The 19,750-nt window shown below is 72.7% G+C and carries 19 protein-coding genes; 10 read left to right on the top strand and 9 right to left on the bottom strand.

Going from position 1 to position 19,750, the window contains the following annotated elements; genetic code table 11:
* The 7 genes from AOK11_RS09545 to AOK11_RS09575 form a co-directional block, all read left to right on the top strand.
* On the top strand, nt 1-912 hold a 912-nt coding region (locus AOK11_RS09545; RefSeq protein WP_055593229.1), incomplete at its 5' end, for an ATP-binding protein.
* A complete protein-coding gene (locus AOK11_RS09550) occupies nt 909-1,310 on the top strand; it encodes a roadblock/LC7 domain-containing protein (protein WP_055593230.1) in 402 nt (133 codons plus the stop codon). The genes AOK11_RS09545 and AOK11_RS09550, both read left to right, overlap by 4 nt.
* The gene (locus tag AOK11_RS09555) at nt 1,307-1,681 is read left to right on the top strand and encodes a DUF742 domain-containing protein (protein ID WP_055593231.1); all 375 of its coding nucleotides are present in this window, start codon (nt 1,307-1,309) and stop codon (nt 1,679-1,681) included. Before AOK11_RS09550 ends, AOK11_RS09555 begins: the two co-directional genes overlap by 4 nt.
* The gene (locus AOK11_RS09560; RefSeq protein WP_055593232.1) at nt 1,656-2,258 is read left to right on the top strand and encodes a GTP-binding protein; all 603 of its coding nucleotides are present in this window, start codon (nt 1,656-1,658) and stop codon (nt 2,256-2,258) included. The genes AOK11_RS09555 and AOK11_RS09560 overlap by 26 nt, the downstream gene beginning before the upstream one ends.
* Nucleotides 2,259-2,361: 103 nt before the next feature.
* A complete protein-coding gene (locus AOK11_RS09565; protein ID WP_055593233.1) occupies nt 2,362-3,663 on the top strand; it encodes a cytochrome P450 family protein in 1,302 nt (433 codons plus the stop codon).
* A gap of 103 nt (nt 3,664-3,766) precedes the next feature.
* Nucleotides 3,767-5,053 carry a cytochrome P450 gene (locus AOK11_RS09570; protein ID WP_055593234.1) on the top strand — a complete coding sequence of 429 codons (1,287 nt, stop codon included), beginning with the start codon at nt 3,767-3,769 and terminating at the stop codon, nt 5,051-5,053.
* Nucleotides 5,050-5,859, top strand: a complete 810-nt coding sequence (locus AOK11_RS09575) for an enoyl-CoA hydratase/isomerase family protein (protein WP_055593235.1) — start codon at nt 5,050-5,052, stop codon at nt 5,857-5,859. Before AOK11_RS09570 ends, AOK11_RS09575 begins: the two co-directional genes overlap by 4 nt.
* A gap of 100 nt (nt 5,860-5,959) precedes the next feature.
* On the opposite strand, the gene AOK11_RS09580 is transcribed toward AOK11_RS09575, so the two are convergent.
* On the bottom strand, nt 5,960-6,367 hold the full coding sequence (locus AOK11_RS09580) for a RidA family protein (RefSeq protein WP_055593236.1): 408 nt from the start codon (nt 6,365-6,367) through the stop codon (nt 5,960-5,962).
* A 238-nt stretch (nt 6,368-6,605) separates the two neighbouring features.
* Between AOK11_RS09580 and AOK11_RS09585 the strand changes: the two genes are divergently transcribed.
* Complete coding sequence (locus AOK11_RS09585) at nt 6,606-7,592, top strand: endonuclease/exonuclease/phosphatase family protein (protein ID WP_240497276.1); 987 nt, start codon at nt 6,606-6,608, stop codon at nt 7,590-7,592.
* 71 nt (nt 7,593-7,663) lie between these two features.
* Entirely contained in the window at nt 7,664-10,309 is a 2,646-nt protein-coding gene (locus tag AOK11_RS09590) for a SpoIIE family protein phosphatase (RefSeq protein ID WP_055593237.1), read from the top strand.
* Between the two features lie 21 nt (nt 10,310-10,330).
* Here AOK11_RS09590 and AOK11_RS09595 read toward each other — a convergent pair whose 3' ends face one another.
* Genes AOK11_RS09595 through AOK11_RS09605 form a run of 3 tightly spaced genes read right to left on the bottom strand, consistent with a single transcriptional unit; the run spans nt 10,331 to nt 14,024 of the window.
* Nucleotides 10,331-12,436: a xanthine dehydrogenase family protein molybdopterin-binding subunit gene (locus tag AOK11_RS09595; protein WP_055593238.1), complete on the bottom strand. Its 2,106-nt coding sequence runs from the start codon at nt 12,434-12,436 to the stop codon at nt 10,331-10,333.
* 23 nt (nt 12,437-12,459) lie between these two features.
* A complete protein-coding gene (locus AOK11_RS09600; protein ID WP_055593239.1) occupies nt 12,460-13,455 on the bottom strand; it encodes an FAD binding domain-containing protein in 996 nt (331 codons plus the stop codon).
* Nucleotides 13,452-14,024, bottom strand: coding sequence for a 2Fe-2S iron-sulfur cluster-binding protein (locus AOK11_RS09605; RefSeq protein ID WP_055593240.1), 573 nt, complete (start codon nt 14,022-14,024; stop codon nt 13,452-13,454). Before AOK11_RS09605 ends, AOK11_RS09600 begins: the two co-directional genes overlap by 4 nt.
* A 193-nt stretch (nt 14,025-14,217) precedes the next feature.
* On the opposite strand from AOK11_RS09605, the gene AOK11_RS46150 reads away from it, so the two are divergent.
* Nucleotides 14,218-14,775, top strand: a complete 558-nt coding sequence (locus AOK11_RS46150) for a helix-turn-helix domain-containing protein (RefSeq protein ID WP_079034736.1) — start codon at nt 14,218-14,220, stop codon at nt 14,773-14,775.
* A 109-nt stretch (nt 14,776-14,884) separates the two neighbouring features.
* Here AOK11_RS46150 and AOK11_RS09615 read toward each other — a convergent pair whose 3' ends face one another.
* The 5 genes from AOK11_RS09615 to AOK11_RS09630 all read right to left on the bottom strand — a co-directional run bounded on the left by AOK11_RS09615 (nt 14,885) and on the right by AOK11_RS09630 (nt 19,744).
* A complete protein-coding gene (locus AOK11_RS09615; protein WP_055593241.1) occupies nt 14,885-16,051 on the bottom strand; it encodes an LLM class flavin-dependent oxidoreductase in 1,167 nt (388 codons plus the stop codon).
* Between the two features lie 11 nt (nt 16,052-16,062).
* Nucleotides 16,063-17,496: an NtaA/DmoA family FMN-dependent monooxygenase gene (locus AOK11_RS09620; RefSeq protein WP_055593242.1), complete on the bottom strand. Its 1,434-nt coding sequence runs from the start codon at nt 17,494-17,496 to the stop codon at nt 16,063-16,065.
* Nucleotides 17,497-17,515: 19 nt separating this feature from the next.
* The gene (locus tag AOK11_RS09625) at nt 17,516-18,727 is read right to left on the bottom strand and encodes an LLM class flavin-dependent oxidoreductase (RefSeq protein ID WP_055593243.1); all 1,212 of its coding nucleotides are present in this window, start codon (nt 18,725-18,727) and stop codon (nt 17,516-17,518) included.
* A 79-nt stretch (nt 18,728-18,806) separates the two neighbouring features.
* The gene (locus AOK11_RS46685) at nt 18,807-18,983 is read right to left on the bottom strand and encodes a putative leader peptide (protein WP_388222619.1); all 177 of its coding nucleotides are present in this window, start codon (nt 18,981-18,983) and stop codon (nt 18,807-18,809) included.
* Nucleotides 18,980-19,744 carry a GNAT family N-acetyltransferase gene (locus tag AOK11_RS09630; protein ID WP_055593244.1) on the bottom strand — a complete coding sequence of 255 codons (765 nt, stop codon included), beginning with the start codon at nt 19,742-19,744 and terminating at the stop codon, nt 18,980-18,982. Before AOK11_RS09630 ends, AOK11_RS46685 begins: the two co-directional genes overlap by 4 nt.
* Nucleotides 19,745-19,750 lie beyond the last annotated feature (6 nt).

The raw sequence follows: 19,750 nt of genomic DNA on the forward strand, positions 1-19,750 counted from the left end.
GAGCAGCAGCTGCTGCTCGACGAGCTGCTGAAGAAGTACGGCAACGACACCGAGGTCCTCGCCGACCTGATGTCGGTGGACCACACCGGCAGCCAGTTCAGCCGCCGGGCCAAGGGCATCTCCGTCCTGTGCGGCGGATGGCTGGGCCGGCGTGACGGCGCGGCGACCGTGTACGACGTGGCGCGCAGCGCCCAGGGGCGGATCAAGGACTTCAACCGGGTCGGCATCCACGCCCAGGTCAGCGTCTCCGTCTCCACCAAGGCCGTCGAACCGGTGGCCGTCGTGCTGGCCGAGCTGCTGGACAACGCGACCACCTACAGCGCTCCGGGCACGCCGGTCGAGGTCAACATCCAGGCCGTTCCGACGGGTGTGTGCTTCATCGTCGACGATGCCGGGCTGGGCATGGACCAGGAGACCAAGGACCGGGCGGCGGCGCTGCTGTCCCCCGAAGGCGCGGTCGACATCACGAGCCTGGGCGATCCGCCCCGGTTCGGGTTCGCGGTGTGCGGCATGCTCGCGACGCGTTACGGCTTCGCCGTCTCCGTGGGCTCGGTGTCCCCCTACGGCGGAGTGCGTGCAGTGATCCGTGTACCGGAAAGTCTCCTTGCCGCCGAGGCGCCCGCACCCGCCGAGCCCGTCCAGGAATCCTCCGAGGAGGCCGCCCCGCAGCGGCTCGCTCCCGTTCCGGTGGGTCCCTCCCATGTGGTGGGCAGGACCAACGGCGGACTTCCCAAGCGGCGCCGGCGGCAGGGCCCCATCTCGGTGGTGCCCTCGCCGGACGCCACGGCCCCTGCCGACGAGCCCACGCCCGAGCAGGCCAGCGAGGTGACCGCGTCGCGCCTCGGCGCGTTCGCCCGCGGCACCCAGCTCGGCCGGATCACGAACACCATGGAAGGACCTGATCAGCGGTGAACACCGACCTGTCGTGGGTGCTGAACGACGTGCTCGAGGTGCGCGGTGCCCGTCACGCCGTCCTCGTCTCGGGCGACGGCCTGCTGCTGCAGCGTTCGGACGACATCTCGCGCGACGACGCGGAGACGAACGCCGCGGCCATGAGTTCCATGCAGTCCCTCAGCCGCGCGGTCTCCGGTTTCGTCGGTTCGGGCAACGGCGTCTGGAAGCAGACGCTGATGGAGTACGACGGCGGCTGGATCTTCCTGAGCGCCGCCGGCCAGGGCGCCTACCTGGCCGTCTCGGCGGCTCCCGACGTCGACATGGAAGCCGTGTCCTTCCGCATGCAGAAGACGGTGGTGGCGCTCAGCAAGGCGATGAGCGTCGCACCGCGCTCGGCCACCGGTGGCGGCTCATGACGGCTCCCGGCGAGGAGGAACCCGTCTCCAGCGACTTCGTCCGCTCCTACGTCATCACCGGTGGCCGGAGCCTGCCGTCCTCGGACGAACTTGCACTGCACACCCTCGTCACGCTGGCTCCCGAGCGGACTCCTCCGCTCGGGGCCGGGCCCGAAGTGACGGCGATCTGGGACCTGTGCGCGGGGGGCTACCTGTCGGTGGCCGAGGTGGCCGGCCACCTCGGGCTGCCGGTCGGGGTGGCCCGCCTGCTGCTGACCGACCTGTCCGAACAGGGGCACCTGCTCCACCGCGCCGAGCCGCCCCGGGCCCAGAACGTTGACAGAGCGACCCTCGAGAAGGTTCTGCATGGACTCCAATCCCTCATCAGCTGAGACGGCCCAGGGCTCCATCTACGTCTCCAGCGCGGTGACCAACGCCGCCAAGATCCTCGTCGTCGGGCATTTCGCCGTGGGCAAGACGACACTCATCGGGTCGCTGTCGGAAATCACTCCGCTGCGTACCGAGGAGAAGATGACCCAGGCCTCGGTGCACGTCGACGACCTGCGGGGCGTGACGGGCAAGACCACCACCACGGTCGCCCTGGACTTCGGTCGTCTCACCCTGAGCGAAGACCTGGTGCTGTACCTCTTCGGCACGCCGGGGCAGCAGCGCTTCATGCAGCTGTGGGAGGACATGGCCCGCGGTGCGCTGGGAGCACTGCTGCTGGTCGATCCCGCGCGACTGGAGGAGACGTTCCCGGTCATCGACCTCGTCGAGGGGTACGGCCTGGAGTACGCCATCGCCGTCAACACCTTCGACTCGTCCGCCACCTACAGCGAGGCGGAGGTGCGTGAGGCGCTCGACCTGCTCCCGGACACCCCCGTCGTCTACTGCGACGCCCGCGACCAGCGGTCCTCCGCCGAGGCGCTGATCGCGCTGGTCCGGCATCTGCTCGAGCGCGCGGCCTGATCGCCCCGCGCCCACCCCGTCCGGGAGCTGACGCTCCCGGTTCATCAAGGAAGACTTCATGGATCTTCAGCAGACATCTGCGCCCGCGGGCAGCAGATGCCCCATGCACGACGCCTCGTTCGCCGCCGATCCGCAGGCGCTCTACGACCAGTTGCGGGCCCACGCTCCGGCCGGCCCGGTCGAGCTCGCCCCGGGCGCGGACGCCACACTGGTCGTGGGGCACGAAATGGCGCTGCGCGTCCTGCAGAACACCGAGCTCTTCGCCCGCGACTCCCGCCGCTGGAAGGACCTGAACGAGGGGCGCATCGGGATGGACAACCCGGTGCTGCCGATGATGGCGTACCGGCCGAACTGCCTGTTCACCGACGGTGCGGTGCACCTGCGGCTGCGCAAGGCGGTCACCGACAGCCTGGCCAGGCTCAACATCACCCGGGTCCGCCGCGACGTGGAGCCGATCGCCGACTACCTGCTCGACCAGTTCAGCGAACGGGGCCGGGCCGACCTGCTCAACGACTACGCCAAGCTGCTGCCGCTGCTGCTGTTCAACAAGCTGTTCGGCTGCCCCGCGGACATCGGTGACACCCTCACCACCTCGATGTCGGCGCTCTTCGACGGCAAGGACGCCCTGCGCGCCAACGAGGACCTCACCGCCTGCCTCATGGAGCTGATCGCCCTCAAGCGGCGCCAGCCGGGCGACGACGTCACCTCGTGGCTGATCCAGCACCCGGCCGGGCTGACCGACGAGGAGCTGAAAGACCAGCTGGTGATGCTGATGGGCGCCGGGGTGGAACCCGAGCGCAACCTCATCGGCAACGCCCTGCTGCTGATGCTGTCCGGCGCGGGCGGCCGGCAGAGCGGCATGATGATCGAGGAGGCCCTCGACCACGTGCTGTGGAACGAGACCCCGATCGCCAACTACGCGACCCACTACCCGGTCCAGGACGTCGACCTGGGCGGCCATGTCGTGGAGGCGAACACCCCGGTGGTCATCTCCTTCGCCGGCGCCAACAGCGATCCCGCGCTCGTCGAGGCCCGCCGCGCCCACAGCAAGGGCGCGCATCTGGCGTGGGGGGCGGGACCGCACGCCTGCCCCGCCAAGGACCCGGCGACCGTGATCGCGACCACCGCGCTCGAGCGGCTGCTCAACGCACTGCCCGACCTGACGCTGGCCGTGCCCCGGGAGGAACTGCAGTGGCGGCCGGGGCCGTTCCACCGGGCCCTGGTGACGCTGCCCGCGACCTTCAGCCCGTCACCCGCCACGCGCATGGCGGCGGCTCTGCAGAGCCGTGCCTCGGTGCCCGATGCGGAGCAGCCCATGGCCGTGGCGCCGTCCGTCCCGATGCGGCGGGAACCGGGACGGAGGAGGGGATTCTGGAGCAGTTTCCTCGATGTCTTCCGTGTCTGATGCACCGCATGTGACAGGAGCAACACTCTGAGGCGCATGACGGAGGAGGGGGGAAGGGTAGGTTCCGGCCGGACCCGGAAGCACCCAGCCAAAGGAGCCTCGCGTGACCGCTGTTGGCGACATAGGTGGGATCAGCACGATTCCCGGCACCTCGTCCACCGACCGCCGAGCCGTCATCTCCCTCCTCCGTCGACTGCGTTCCGACGAGGGCCAGACCGACCCCCTTCCCGTCTGGGAGGAACTGCGCTCCATGGGGGACGTGGTGCGCGCCCCCTGGGGCGGCTACTTCGTCACCGGATTCAAAGCCTGCAGCCAGGTCCTGCGCGGCAGGAACTGGCTCGTCCCCGACTTCGCCTGGCAGGAGCGCCGGCCCGACCAGGAGCGCTGGGAGGCCCCGGCCACCCGCGAGATGACCAGAACCCTCATCCGGCTCAACGCCCCCGCCCACACCTGCCAGCGGCGATCCCTGGGCAATCCCTTCGACCGCTCGTCGATCGAGGACATGCGCCCGGGGGTCGCCGCTCTCGTCTCCGGTCTCCTCGACGGACTCGAGGACCGGCTGCGGGCCGACGGCGAGGCCGACTTCGTCTCCCTGGTCGCCGAGCAGTTGCCCATCCACACCGTCGGCCGGTGGATCGGCATCGACCCCGAGGACCATGCGCGGATCCTCGACTTCACCCACCGGCAGGTCTACGCACAGGAGTTGCTGCCCGCCAAGAGCGAGCTCGCGATATCCGCACAGGCCACCCTGGAGATGCGGGCCTATTTCACCGGGCTGATCCGGCACCGGCGCGCGAACCCCGGCCACGACGCCCTCACCGGATTGATCCACTACTGGGACTCCCAGTACCCGGACGACCGGGCCGCCGCGGACCGCGTCATCTACGACCTGACGATGTTCATCACCATCGCCTCCCTGGAAACCACCTCGGTCCTGCTGGCCAACATCGCCTGGCTGCTGACCCGGGACCCGTCGCGCGCCGATTGGCTGCGACAGCATCCGGAGCACATCGACGACGCGATCGAGGAAACGCTCCGCTACGACCCGCCCATTTTCGTCAACTCCCGCATCGCCGCCGACGACACCGTCCTCGCGGGGGTGCCCATGCCGAAGGACACCACCGTCCACGTCCTGTACGGTGCCGCCGCCCATGACCCCCGCCGCAATCCGAGCCCCGGTGTCTTCGACATCCGGCGCGGCGGCGGACACCTCGCCTTCGGCGGCGGCGCGCACTACTGCCTGGGAGCGGGCCTCGCCCGGCTCGAGGCACGTGAGCTCCTCGCCCAACTGCTGGAACGGTTCCCCACCTTGCGGCCCTCCGCTCCCCCTTCGTACGACACCTCCCGTGTCGTCTTCCGCCGCATCACCTCCCTGGAAGTGACCGTATGAACACCCCGCTCCTGTCCGGCGGCCTCGAGGACCCCGACGATTCCGACGAGCGGATACTGAAGACCCTGCGCACCCGCCGGCAGGGTCCTGTGCTCACCATCGAGTTGAACGTTCCCGAGCAGGGCAACGTCGTCAGCGAGGCCATGCTGGACGACCTGCTCTCCGTGCTCGACGACCAGGACCCCTCAGTACGCGTCCTGGTGCTGACCGGCACCGGCCAGGACTTCTGCCTCGGCGGGGACCGCGAGGAGTTCGCCGAGCACCTCGCCCAGGACGCCACCGGCAACGGCATCCGCGTCTCCGGCGTCAAGGGCCGGCGGGTGTGCGACGCGTTGACGTCCCACCCCGCCGTCACCATCGCACGCGTCCAGGGCAGGGCCATCGGGGCCGGCTTCGCCCTCGCCCTCGCCTGCGACCTGCGGGTGGGTGCCGACACCGCGACCTTCCGGCTGCCCGAACTCGCCCTCGGTCTGCCCACGGCGTGGGGCGGCCTGCTGCCGCGGCTGGTCAGTGAGGTCGGCGCCGCGTCCGTGCGCGAACTCATCCTCACCGGGCGCCCTCTCGCCGCCCAGGAGGCCCTCGGCCTGTCGGTCCTGCAGCGGGTCGTGCCCGAGGAATCGCTCGACGCCGCGGTCGACGAGTGGGCCAGACCGCTCCTGCGGCGCTCGGTGCCCGCGGTGCGGGTCACCAAGACGCTGCTGAACTCCCTGACCGCCTCGACCCGGCTCGCCGACGCGTCGGTCCTGGATCCCGAACTGATGGCGGCGGTCGCCAGCGAAGTGCACCATATGCGTACGAACCGCTGATCGCGCTCTCCCCGGTGTCACCGGCCCCTGGACCGCGCCGGCTTCCGGGGGCCGTCGCCGTTCCCGTCGTCCCGGGCCTCGGCCGAGGACCGTGACGGCCTCAGTCGAGCACCGCGACGGCCTCGATCTCGACCAGGTGGTCGGGGATGTCCAGGGCCTGTACGCCCACCAGCGTGGCCGGAGCCGCCGGAACGGTCCCCAGCTTCCGAGCCGCGCGGGTGACGCCCTCCATGAACTGCGCCATCTTGTCGGGGGTCCAGTCGACGACGTAGGCCGTCAGTTTCGCGGCGTCGGCGAGGGTGGCGCCCGCCGCGGCCAGGCCGGTGGCGACGTTGAGGTAGCACTGCTCGACCTGGGCGGCGAGGTCGCCCGCGCCGACCGTGACGCCGGCGGCGTCCCATGCGACCTGCCCGGCGATGAAGACCGTCCGGGAACCGGACGCGATCGCCACCTGCCGGTAGGCGTCGATCTCCGGAAGTCCCTCGGGGTTGACCAGGGTGATGGTCATACTGCCTGCCTCCTTGTGCGGTGAGCCCGCGGGCTCACCGGCGCCGGACCGGTGACGGCCCGGGCGGTCATGGTCACCTGTGGTTACTCGGAAACCGTAAGAGAGTGGCCGCTGACATGGAAGAACGCACTTTTTGGTGACTGGGGAACCTGAAGGTGACCCAGGCACGGAAACCGCGTCACGCGGGAGCGCGTCCTGGAGAGAAGGATCATGTGGGCGGGACGGCGGGGAGGAACGGGTGGACGGCGGACGGTGGGGCGCGCGCGGTGGGTCGGTCCGGACCCGGGGGCGGGTGATCGCGGCGGCCGCGGCGCTGACGGCGGGGCTGCTGGTGTTCCACCGTGCGGTGCCCAACTCCGTGGGCCGGGCGGGCAGTCTGCTGGAGTCGTTCCTGCCCTGGCTGGGACTGGTGGTCGTCGTGCTGTTCGCGGCGGCGCTGCTGCGGCGTTCGGCGACCGCGCTGCTGGCCCTGCTGCTGCCGGTGACCGCCTGGACGTATCTCTTCGGCGGGCTGTTCCTGCCCGAACCGCGGGCCGAGGCACGGGATCTGGTGGTGGTGCAGCACAACGTCAGTGACGAGAACACCGACCCGGCGGGTACCGCCCGCACCCTGGCCGACGCCGGCCCCGACCTCATCGCGCTGGAGGAGCTGGTGCCGGCGGCGCTGCCGGTCTACCGGCGGACACTCGCCCCGCGCTACCCGTACCACGAGGTCCGGGGCACCGTCGGTCTCTGGTCGAGGCATCCGCTCACCGATGCCCGGCTGCTGGACATCAAGCCCCGGGGGATCACGGAGCCGTGGAGCCGCGGGCTGCGGGCCGTGGTCGGCAGCCCGCACGGGGACATCGCGGTGTACGTCGCGCACCTGCCCTCGATCCGGGTCGGGCCGGGTGGCCTCGCCTCGGCCCACCGGGACGAGAGCGCCCGGCTGCTGGGGCGGGCCCTCTCCGCCGAGGAACTGGAGACGGTGATCCTGCTGGGCGACCTCAACGGCACCGTCGACGACCGCGGCCTGGCTCCGCTGACCTCCCGGATGAACGTGGCGGAACGCGGCTTCGCCCTCAGTTTCCCCGCCGGGCTTCCCCTGACCCGCATCGACCAGGTGATGGCCCGCTCGGCCGCCGTCCGCCACATCCGCACCCTGTCCGCCACCGGCAGCGACCATCTGCCGGTCGCCGCGCGGATCACCCTCGACCGAAGCGCCCTGCCGGAACGGCGGGCCTGACGGCGGGCCCGCCGCGCGGCGGGCGGGTGAGCGTGCACGCGGCGGCGGGGGCCGTGGGGCAGACTGAATCCATGGGCGAACTCGATGCCCCCGGGGCGCCGTCACGGCGGTTCCCTCCGGAGCCGAAGAGCGTGGCGGAGGCTCGGCGGTTCGTGCGGGCCACACTCGACGAGGCCGCACCGGAGACGCTGGACACCGCTCAGCTCCTGGTCAGCGAGCTGGTGACGAATGCGGTGCTGCACGCGCGCACCGAGATCGAGGTGACGGCCCGGGCCGGTGACGGCGGGGTCCTGGTGCGGGTGAGCGATCGGCGGCCGGAGCGCGGGCTCGTGCCCTACGGGAGTCCCGCGTACACCGGTACGGGGCAGGGGCTGGCGCTGGTCGAGCGGCTGGCGTCCCGGTACGGCGTCGACAGGGGCGACACGGTCAAGACCGTGTGGTTCGAGCTGTGGCCCGAGGGATCGCCGGCGCCGCCTCCGTCGGACGGGTGGGCGACCGCCGCCCCCCGTTTCGAACAGGGCGAGACCGTGACACTCCTCGATGTACCGGAGGCGCTCTGCCTGACCTGCACCCAGCACCGGCACACGCTGCTGAACGAGGCCGTCCTGGCCCTGGCCTCCGGGGACGTCCCCGGCGTGACGGCGGAGGACCTCGCGGTCGCCCTGGACATGAACGACGTGATCAGCGCCAGTGTGACGGCCACGCTGCGCCGACAGCACGCCGAGGCGGAGTTCAGGTCCCTGCCCCTGTGGGTGCCGTCGGGCGCCGGACCTCCGATGGAGACCTTGCGCGCGGTTCTCGACGTGGCCGAGGAGGCTGCCCGTGACGAGCGTTTTCTGACGCTACCGGCGCTTCCGCGCGGCCACGGCTTCCAGGAGTGGCTGTTCGACCAGATCGGCGACCAGCTCGCCGGGGAACGCCCCACGGCGTGGACGGTGATGCCCCGGGAACCGGGGGCCGGTGCCTCGGAGCCGGTGCTGTGGGACGCCGGGCAGGTGCAGGCCAGCAGGGTCGCGACGATCGCCGCCGACGAGTCGAACCGGATCATCGCGGTCAACGGACCGGCGGCGGACCTGCTCGGCTGGCCCGCGGACGAGCTCGTCGGGCAGCCGCTCACCGCGCTCATGCCGGAGCATCTCCGCAGGCGCCACACTGTGGCGTTCACGTCCCTGCTGCTCAGCGGGCAGCCCCGGATCCTGGGCCGGTCGCTGCCGCTCCCCGCGTTGCACCGCGACGGTGGGCTGGTCCCCGTCCGGCTGTTCGTCGAGAGCCAGGAGACCGCCGACGGCCGCACCGTGTTCGTGGCCCAGTTGTCCCCGAGGGGATCCGTGCCGTCGCCCTCGCCCCGTCCGTCCGGTCAGGTCCGGCCAGGGGCCACGCGGGAGGCGGGAGGCGCCCCCTGGCCCGCCTTCCCCGGACGGGACCGGAGAACGGGTGTGGGCCGGGCCGGCGGTACGTCCGAGCTGGAACGGCTTTCCCTGCTGGCCGATACGGGGGCCGCGCTGAGCACCCTTCCGGATCTGAACGAGGGCCTGCGGCGGGTGGGCCGGATCCTGACCCGATGGCTGGCCGACTGGTGCCTGGTGGACCTGTTCACGACGCAGGACGAGGTGGAGCGGGTCTGTGTCATGCACCGTGCGCCCCAGGGGCCGTGGCCCGAGGAGTACGAGGGCCGGCTTCCGCCGCTGTCCGAGACCGCCCGGGGGCCGCTCGCCCGCGTGCTGCGCGGGGCGGGGCCCCTGCTGTTGCGCGAGCCCTTGCCGCAGGGCCGGGCCGCGAGCCCGCTGGACGCCCACTACGGGGAGCTGTTCCGGAAACTGGGTGCGAACAGCGCGGTGGTCGCCCCGCTCCGGTCGCCCCGGGAGGTCATCGGCGCGCTCACGATCGCCCGGAAGGGGCGGGGAAGGCCGTTCACCGAGGAGGACCTGCCGCTGGTCGACGAACTGGTGCGCGCGATCGCCCTCCGGGTGGACAACGCCCGCCTCCACCAGGAGACGCGGAAGATCGCCGAACGCCTCCAGCGCTCGCTCCTGCCGGCGCTGCCCGAGATCCCGGGTCTCCAGCTGGCCGCCCGCTACGCGGCCTCCTCCGCCACGGCCGAGGTCGGCGGCGACTGGTACGACTGCTTCGTCCTGCCCGACGGGGACACGGCGCTGGTCATCGGTGACGTCGCCGGGCACGACCTCGACGCGGCCATCGCCATGAGCCAGCTGCGCAGCATGCTGCGCGGGATCGCCGTGGACCGTCAGGAGCCGCCGGGGGAGGTTCTGCGCCGCCTGGACATCGCGAACCGCACCCTGTACGAGGAGGCCACCGCGACCTGCGTCTACGGCCTGGTCAAAGAACTCGGGAACGGTCTTTGGGAGTTCGCCCACTCCGCCGCGGGCCATCTGCCGCCGCTGCTCGTCAGCCCGGACGGCCGTACCCGTTACCTGGAGGACGGGGCGGGGCTGCTGCTCGGCGTGGCCCCCGACCTGGTCCGCCCCCAGGCCTACGACGCGATCCCGGCCGACTCGACCGTGCTGCTGTACACCGACGGCCTCATCGAGCGCCGGGGCGAGTCCCTGGACCATTCCATGGACCGGCTCCGCAGGCATGCCGCCGGGCTGGCCCGCGAACCCCTCGGTGTGTTCTGCGACGAGCTGCTCATCGGCCTGGCCGCCGGCAGCGACGACGACATCGCGGTCCTCACCGTTCGTCCCGGGCCGCCCACCTGACGGCGGGCGCGGCGAGGCCGTTCAGTCCGCCAGTGCGGCCAGCACCTTGTCCGGCGTCAGCGGGAGGTCACGGAAGCGGATGCCGGTGGCGTGGTGCACGGCGTTGCCGATGGCCGCCGCGGTGCCGACGATGCCGATCTCGCCGATCCCCTTGCTCCCCATGGGGTTGAGGTGGGCGTCCTCCTCGTCGATCCAGTGCGCCTCGATGCGGGGCACGTCGGCGTGCACGGGCACGTGGTAGGCCGCCAGGTCCGACTCGGTGAAGTCGCCGAAGGCGGTGTCCATCGTGCTGCTCTCGGTCAGCGCCATGCCCAGGCCCATGGTCATGCCGCCGATGAACTGGGACCGCGCGGTGCGGGCGTTGAGGATCCGTCCCGCGGCGTAGACACTCAGCAGCCGGCGCACCCGGACCTCGCCGGTGACGCGGTCCACGGAGGTCTCCGCGAAGTGCGCGCCGAAGGCGTGGCGCGCGTAGGGGCTGTCGGCGTCGGCCTGGCCCGTGGTGTCCGCGTGGACGGTGATCCCCTCGTCGGGCAGCGGACCCGTGCGAGCGGCGAGGGCTCCCGCCAGCCGGGTGCACGCCTCGTGGACGGACCAGCCCCAGGAGGCGGTTCCGGAGGAGCCGCCGGCCAGCGGCGCGGGGGGCAGGTCGCTGTCGCCGACCTCGGTCCGCACCCGGTCGAGGGGTGTGCCGAGGGCGTCCGCCGCCACCTGGGTGAGCACCGTGCGGGCTCCCGTGCCGATGTCGGTGGCGTTGATCCGTACGACGAACGTTCCGTCCGGCAGTGCGCGTGCCTCGGCGGTGGACGGTGCCACGAGAACGGGGTAGGTGGCTGCCGCGACGCCCGTGCCGACGAGCAGGGGGCCCTCGGCATGCGAGCGGGGGCGCGGGTCGCGCCCGGTCCAGCCGAACCGCCGCGCGCCGTCCCGCAGGCACTCCGTGAGGTGCCTGCTGCTGAACGGCTTGCCGCTGTCCGGTTCGCGGTCCGGTTCGTTGACGAGGCGCAGCTGGATCGGGTCCATGCCCAGTTCGCCCGCCAGCTCGTCCATCGCGGACTCCAGGGCGTACATCCCCGGTGCCTCGCCGGGGGCGCGCATCCACGAGGGGGTGGGCACGTCGAGCCGCACCAGCCGGTGGAGCGTACGGGAGTGGGGTACGGCGTACATCACGCGGGCAGGAACCGCCGCCTGCTCCACGAACTCCTTGATGCGGGAACTGTGGGTGACGACGTCATGGGTCAGGCCGGTCAGCCGGCCGTCGGTCCCGGCGCCCAGGCGGATCCGGTGCAGGGTGGGCGCCCGGTGGCCGACGGAGGCGGGCAGGTGACGGCGGGGCAGGGCGACGGTCACGGGCCTGCCCGTCCGGCGGGCGGCCATGACGGCGAGCACGACGTCGGGACGGGGGGTGCCCTTGGAGCCGAAGCCGCCTCCGACGTGGCCCGCGGTGACGGTGATCCGGTCCTCGGGCATCCCGAAGAGTGCGGCGAGTGTGGCGCGCACCGTGGTGGTCCCCTGGCTGGAGGTGTGGACGACGAGGCGCTCCTGGTCCCCCTGCCAGTGCGCGGTGCTCGTGTGGGGTTCCATGGGGTGGTTGTGCAGGGGCGGTACCCGGTAGGCGGCGTCGACCCGGACGGGCGCGGAGGCGAAGGCGCCCTCGGGATCGCCGTGCTCCCTGCGGGCCGGGTTGCCGCCGTTGGCGGTCTCCGGCTCGTACACGTCGGGGTGGTCCGCCCTCAGGGCCACGTCGTGCTCCTCCACGGCGTACTCGACACGGACCGCCCCGGCGGCCGCACGGGCCTCCTCCGGGGAGCGCGCCACGACGAGTGCGACGCACCAGCCCCGGTGCGGCACCCGGGGATCCTGCAGCACGGCCAGCGTCGGGTCGTCGGGGTCGGCGATCCTGGGCGCGTCCTCGTGGGTGAGCACGGTCAGGACTCCGGGCAGGTCCAGGGCCGCCGCCGTGTCGACGGCCGTCACCCGGCCGCGGGCGATCGTGGCGGGCACGGGCCAGGCGTGGGCACGGCCCGGCAGCGGGTGTTCGGCGGCGTAGCGGGCGCTGCCGGTGACCTTCTGGTGTCCTTCGCGGCGCTCGGCCGGAGCGCCCAGGGTGGAACCGGTGCCGGTCATGGTGTCCTCCTCGACATGCCGGTTCAGGTCCTGGCGGGCGTGGCGAGCCGGGTCAGGACGTCCAGGGCGAGACCGCGGGCGAGGCCGACCTTGTAGCCGTTGTCCCGCAAGGGCCGGGCCGCTCGGAGTTCCAGGTCGACTGCGTGGGCGAACGCGTCCGGGGTCGCCGGCCCGCCCCGCAGCGCCTCTTCGGCGCGGGTCGCCCGCCACGGCCGGTGGGCCAGCGCGCCGAAGGCGAGGCCCACCTGTGCGACGGTGCCGTCGTCCGACAGGTGCAGGACGGCGGCGACGGACGCCAGGGCGAAGGCGTACGAGGCCCGGTCGCGGGCCTTCCGGTAGGCCGAGGGAAGCGAGGCCGTGGCGGCGGGGAGCACCACACCGGTGATGAGTTCACCGGGGCGGATCACCGTGTCCAGCTCCGGACGGTCGCCGGGCAGCCGGTGGAATTCCGCGACCGGGACGCTCCGGGCTCCCTCGGTGCCGTACAGCTCCACGCGGGCGTCCAGGGCGGCGAGCGCGACGGCCATGTCCGAAGGGTGGGTGGCGATGCAGTGGTCGGAGTGGCCGAGCACCGCGTGATCGCGGTGCGTGCCGTCGCGGGCGCCGCAGCCGCTGCCCGGGACCCGCTTGTTGCAGGGTTTGGACACGTCCTGGAAGTAGGGGCAGCGGGTCCGCTGCAGCAGGTTGCCGCCGGTGGTGGCGGCGTTGCGCAGCTGACCGGAGGCACCGGCGAGGAGCGCCTGGGACAGTGCGGGGTACCGGTCGCGGACCAGGGGGTGGGCCGCGAGGTCGCTGTTGCGGACGGTCGCGCCGACGCGCAGGGATCCGTCCGCCAGTTCCGCGACCGTGTCCAGCGGCAGGCGGTTCACCTCGACGAGGAAGCCTGGCCGCTCCACACCCAGTTTCATCAGGTCGACGAGGTTGGTGCCGCCGCCGAGACAGCGGGCGCCCGGGTGCGCGGCGAGCGCTTGGACGGCTTCCTGAACGGTCGTGGCCCGCAGGTATCCGAAGGGCTTCACAGGGCCACGTCCTGCACGGCCTCGACGATGTGCGGATAGGCGCCGCAGCGGCACAGATTGCCGCTGAGCCGCTCGCGGATCTCGGCGGCGTCCAGAGGCACCGGCCGCCCCGGCGGCGTGGCGGGGCCGGTGGCGTGAGAGGGGTGGCCGGCCGCGGCCTCGGCCAGGACACCGACGGCCGAGCAGATCTGTCCCGGCGTGCAGTACCCGCACTGGAAGGCGTCCCGGTCGAGGAACGCCCGTTGCAGAGGATGCAACTGGTCGCCCTCGGTGAGTCCTTCCACCGTCAGCACGTCGCAGCCGTCCAGCGAGACGGCCAGTTGCAGGCAGCTGTTGACCCGGCGGCCGTCGACCAGGACGGTGCAGGCGCCGCACTGGCCGTGGTCGCAGCCCTTCTTGGCCCCGGTGAGGTCCAGGTCCTCCCGCAGAAGGTCCAGCAGGACGCGCCGGTGGTCGATCAGGAGGGTGTGCGGCTTTCCGTTGACGCTCAGTGTCACTTCGGAGCGGTACGCGGCCGGTGGGGCGCTGTCCGCGCCGTCGTCACCGTGGTCGTGCGGGGAGCTGTCCATGGCGTCGGGGAACCTTCCGGGCGGCCGTGGTGCGGTAGTGGTGGTGCCGGCCGGTGATGCAGGCCGGTGGTGCTGTACCCACCGCGTATCCAGGTCGTGGCGCCTGACACGTGCCGTCTTCCCTCCGGGGAGGAGGCAGGGGGTTCCCGGAACGACCTTGCCCTGCGGTGCGGGCCTGGCGCACGCTGGTGCCATGAGCACGGGCCCCACGCTCATCGCCTCCGTGCAGCGAGCCTTCCGCCTGTTGGAGGCGGTGGGCGCGCACGAGACCGGCGCGCCGGCGAAGCAGCTGGCGCGCGAGGCGGGGCTGCCGCTGGCCACCGCCTATCACCTGTTGCGCACGCTGGTGCACGACGGATACCTGCGCAAGCTGGAGGACGGCGGGTTCGTCCTCGGCGAGCGGCTGCACACACTGCACGCCTCCGGCCGCGGTCAGGCCCTGCTCAGCCGCTACACCGACGGGGTCACCGAGGCCCGCGACGCCGACCGCGAGTTCTACCCGCTCGCCGAGGGGTTCGCCCGGCACCCGTACGACGATCCGACGCGCACCGTCGCGGCCCTGCACGAGGAGCTGCTGACGCATGTGGGCGGCAGGCTGCACGACGACGCGGCACTCCTCCTGCTGCGCAAACCCGCCGTCGCCTCCGCAGCGCCCGAGCCGAAGGCCGGCGAGGCCGGGCCCGCCGTCCCCGCGGCGGAAGCGGGCAGCGGCGGACTCGACGGCGTCGGCGAACGGAGGCACGCCGCCTGACGGCCACCCCGCACACCCCCGCACCCGCAGTACCCGCAGTACCCGCAGTACCCGCAGCACCTGTAGCACCTGTAGCACCTGTAGCACCTGTAGCACCGACCGGAGCGCCTCATCTGCGGCGCCACTCCTGGGCCAGCAGCTCGTACGACCGGACACGGTCCCGGTGGTCGTGCGTGATCGTGGTGATCAGCAGTTCGTCGGCGCCGGTGGCCTCCCGTAGCTGCTCCAGCCGGTCGGCCACGCTGCCCGGTGACCCCACGAACTGCGTGTCGACACGGTCCCGGACCAGCGCCCGGTCCTCCTCGGTCCAGTCGAGCGCCCCGGCTTCCTCGGGGGTGGGGAACGCGATGGCGCCCTCCGCCTTGCGGATGCTGCGGACCCAGGGGGCGTAGCCGGTGGCGAGCTCGCGGGCGCGGCGGTCGTTCTCGGCGACGACGACGTCCGCCGAGACGCTCACGTACGGCGCGTCGAGGATCTTCGAGGGCTGGAACGACGCCCGGTAGCCCGCCACGGCCTCCAGCACGGTGCCGGGGCTGACGTGGTAGTTCGCGGCGAAGCGCAGGCCGCGCCCGCCCGCGGCCTCGGCGCTCTCGCCGCCGCTGCTGCCCAGGATCCACACCTCGAGGTTCGCTCCCTCGCCGGGCACGACGTGCGCCTCGACGCCCTCGGGCGAGCGGTAGGTCCCGGCGAGCAGGGCGAGGATGTCGTCGATCTGGGCGGCGTACTCCTGCGACGTGGCGCCCGGCAGCATGAGCAGCTCGCGTTGAAGGGCGATCCGGGGTGAACCGATCAGCCGTTCGAAGGAGAAGCGGGGCGGGATGAGCAGCCCGTTCGGGGCGCGGCCGTCGACCACCGGGGAGTGGGCCGGCGGCGCGGACGACGGCCCGCCGGACGGACCGTCCTCACCGGCTCGGCGGCTCCCACCGGGCGGACGGCCGCCGGAGCGGCCGAGGCCGAGGTCGAGGCGGCCGGGGTGCAGCGCGTCGATCAGGCCGAACTCCTCGACCGTGGACAGCGCCGTGCGGTGGCCGAGGAGAACGGCCCCGGAGCCCAGACGGATGGTGGAGGTGGCGGCGGCCGTCAGGGCCAGGACGACCGCGGGCGAGGTGCCCGCCACCCCGGGGTTGAGGTGGTGTTCGGCGTACCAGTAGCGGGCGTAGCCGAGGCGCTCGGCCGCCCGGGCGAGATCTATGGAGTTGCGCAGGGCCTGGGGTGCCGTGGAGCCGGAGGAGACCGGCACCAGGTCGAGCACGCCGAGGGGGACGTCCACGGACATGGCGGTGCTCCTCAGTGGTCGGTGGGAACGGGGTCGGCGTCCTGTCGTGCGGTCACCGGACGCCACTGCGCCGGCGGGTCCGCCCGCACCGCGCGCGGGGTGTCCGGGCGGGTGAGTCCGAGGTGGTCGCGCAGGGTGGTTCCCTCGTACTCGGTGCGGAAGACCCCCCGTTCCTGGAGCAGCGGCACGACCCGGTCGGCGAAGCCGTCGAGGCCGCCCGGGGTGAGGTGCGGGACGAGGATGAAGCCGTCGCTCACGTCCGCCTGCACGAAGTCGTCGATCGTGGCGGCGACGGTGTCCGGGGAGCCGACGAAGGTCTGGCGGTTGCCGGTGTGGATGACGAGGTCGCGGATGGACCAGTTGTTCGCCGCCGCGAGTTCCCGCCACTGCCGGACAGTGGTCCGCGGATCGCGGTACATGCGGACCTGGGCGCGGCCCCGTGCCACGGTGTTCTCGCCGGGCAGCGGGTCGACGTCGGGCAGCGGACCGTCCGGGTCGTACGAGGAGAGGTCCCGGTTCCACACCCATTCGAGCTGCTTGACGGCGGTGGCGCCGCTGACCTGGCTGCGGCGCACCTCATGGGCCAGTTCCGCGGCCTCGGCGTCGGTGTCGCCGAGGACGAAGGTGGCGGCGGGGAGGATCAGCAGGTCTTCGTGGCCGCGGCCGTACGTGGCCAGCCGGTTCTTGACGTCCGCGTAGAAGGCCTGGCCCTCGGTGAGGGTGGCGTACCGGCTGAAGACGGCGTCGGCACCGGCGGCGGCGAACTCGCGGCCCTCCTCGGAGTCGCCCGCCTGGAAGATGACGGGGCGGCCCTGCGGCGAGCGGGGGACGTTGAAGCGCCCCTGGATGTCGAAGTGCTGTCCTCGGTGGACGAACGCTCCGGCGCGGGCGTCGCCGAGGAAGGTGCCGGTGGCCCGGTCGGCGAGGATCTCGTCGCCCTGCCAGGATTCGAGGAGTTCGATCGTCGTGGCGAGGAACTCCTTGGCGCGGGAGTACCGTTCCTCCTCGGGCAGGAAGCCGCCGCGGCGGAAGTTCTCGCCGGTGAAGGCGTCCCAGGAGGTGACGACGTTCCAGGCCGCCCGGCCGCCGGACAGGTGGTCGAGGGAGGCGAACTGGCGGGCCACCTCGTACGGTTCGTTGAAGGTGGAGCTGATGGTCCCGGTCAGGCCGAGGCGGTCGGTGACGGCGGCGAGAGCGGCGAGGACCGTGAAGGTGTCGGGGCGGCCGACGACGTCGAGGTCGTAGATCTTTCCGCCCTGCTCGCGCAGGCGCAGCCCTTCCGCGAGGAACAGGAAGTCGAACCTGGCGCGTTCGGCGGTCCGCGCGAAGTGGACGAAGGAGCTGAAGTCGATGTGGCTGCCGGCGGCCGGGTCGCTCCATACGGTGGTGTTGTTGACGCCGGGGAAATGGGCGGCGAGATGGATCTGCTTGATCGGCTTGCTCATGAGGGGGCGGTCCTCCGGCTCAGGCGGTGGCTGCGGCGGCGTAGCGGCTGACGGGGCGCTCGAGGCCCAGGAGGCCGCGCAGGGTGCTCGCCTCGTAGGTGCGGCGGAAGGCGCCCCGGCGCTGCAGTTCGGGCACGAGCCCCTGGGTGATGCGGGGCAGGTCGTGGCCGAGCACGGCGGGGCGGAGCCGGAATCCGCTCAGCCCCGTGCTGTTCAACTCCTGGAGAAGGTCGGCGAGTTCGTGGGGCGTGCCGGTGAAGACGGGGGCGTCCGGGATGTACGGGTACCCGGCGAGGGTGTCGAGGCGGTCGCGGCGGGCCCGGGCGGTCGCCGGGTCGTCGTCCAGGAAGACCACCAGGTCGCCGAAGAGGTGCAGGGGTTCGGTGGCGCGGCCGGCCTCCTGCTGTTCGCCGCGGATCTCGGTGACGATGGCGCGCGCGTGGTCGGTGTCGTGCGGGGTGACGTAGCCGATGTCGGCCCGGCGGGCGACGAGGCGGTACGGGATCGTCGCGTGGGCGAGGGCGCTGACGACCGGCTGGCCCTGGGGCGGGCGCGGGGTGACGGACGGGCCCTTGACGCTGAAGTGCCTGCCTTCGAAGCCGATGTGGTGCAGTTTGTCGCGGTCGACGAAGCGGCCGGTGGCGGCGTCCCGGATCTCGGCGTCGTCCTCCCAGCTGTCCCAGAGGCGGCGGACGACGTCCACGTAGTCGGCGGCCTCGTCGAAGAGGTCGGCCAGCATGTCCTGGGCGCCGGGGCTGTCGTAGCCGTCGATGCGGGGGACGGTGCGGCGGCCGAAGTGCGCGGCCTCGTTCGGCCGGGCCGTGACCTGCACGCGCACACCGGCGCGGCCGGAGCTGATGTGGTCGAGGGTGGCGACGGCCTTGGAGTGGTGGAACGGCTCGGTGTGCGTGACGACCACGGTCGGCACCAGCCCGATGTGCCGGGTCAGCGGTGCGATGCGGGAGGCGGTCAGGACGGCGTCCAGGCGGCCGCGGACCTGGTCAGTGCGGTCGTCCGGGTCGAAGGGGTGCGAGGACTGCGGGCCGAGACCGTCCTCGAAGGTCACGAAGTCGATCAGGCCGCGCTCGGCCTCGGCGGCCAGGTCGGCCCAGTAGGCGGCGGTGAACAGGTCCTGCGGCCGGGCCACGGGTTCACGCCATGAGGCGGGGTGCCAGCCGGTGCCGTCCAGGGCGACGGCGAGGTGCAGACGGGAAGCGGGGGTCGACGACACGAGGGGTGCCTTCCTGAAGGTCCGTACGGGATCACCGGGCCCGGTACGCAAAGGGCCGCGGCGGCTTCGGGGCGACGGGTCAGGGGCGACAGAGCGCGCCGGCGACGCGCTGGAGGTCGATGTGGGGCCGGGAGGAGAGACGGACGGTGCGCGGGGTGCGTGTCACGGGTGTCACGCGCGACCCGCCCGCCGGCTGCCGTCCGAGGCGTGCCGCGGGTCCGGACGGCGGTGCGTCCCGTATCGCTCCGGGGCTCACGGTGTCCGTCCCTCGGGCGGTGTTCCGGGACTGCGGACCTGGAGGAGGGTGGCGCGGCGGCGCACCGTGAAGCCGATCGCCTCGTAGAGACGGATGGCCGGTGTGTTGTCCGCCGCGGCGTGCAGGAACGGGCGGTCGCCGCGTTCCCGGATGCCGTCGGCGACGGCCCGGACCAGTCGGGTGCCGAGGCCCCGGCCGCGGTGGCCGGGGTCGGTGCAGACCGCGCTGATCTCCGTCCACCCGGGGACCCGGATGCGTTCACCGGCCAGGGCGACGAGTCTGCCCCGGTGACGGATGCCGAGGTAGGTGCCGAGTTCGACGGTCCGGCCGAGGAAGGGTCCCGGCCGGGTGCGGGCCACCAGGTCCAGGATCTCGGGCACGTCCGCGGGGCCGAGCCGCACCGCGTCGGGGGCGGGCTCGGTCCGCAGGGCCGTGCCGACGAGTTGTACCGCTGTGCCGCGACCCATGACCTGCCAGCCGTCGGGGACGTCGTCGGCGGGCTTGAGCCGGACGGTGGTCCCCGGCCCGACGAGGGTGTGCAGGTCGTCCCAGGCGGCCGGATCGGCCGGATCGGCGAGCGCGGCGAAGTCGTAGACGTCCGCCGGGTAGCGGGCCGCCCGGCCGGCCCGCTCGGCGAGGTGGGCGTGCGGCCCGTCCAGGGCCGCCCATACCGCGTTGTCGAGCCGGGAGGTGTTCGGGAGCTCCGGGACAGGTGCGGTGGGTGCGGGGACAGGAGGGACGAGTACGGAAGGCGCGGACACGGGTGG

Origin of the sequence: Streptomyces hirsutus (assembly GCF_001418415.1) — a bacterium.
In the GTDB taxonomy this organism is placed as follows: domain Bacteria; phylum Actinomycetota; class Actinomycetes; order Streptomycetales; family Streptomycetaceae; genus Streptomyces; species Streptomyces hirsutus.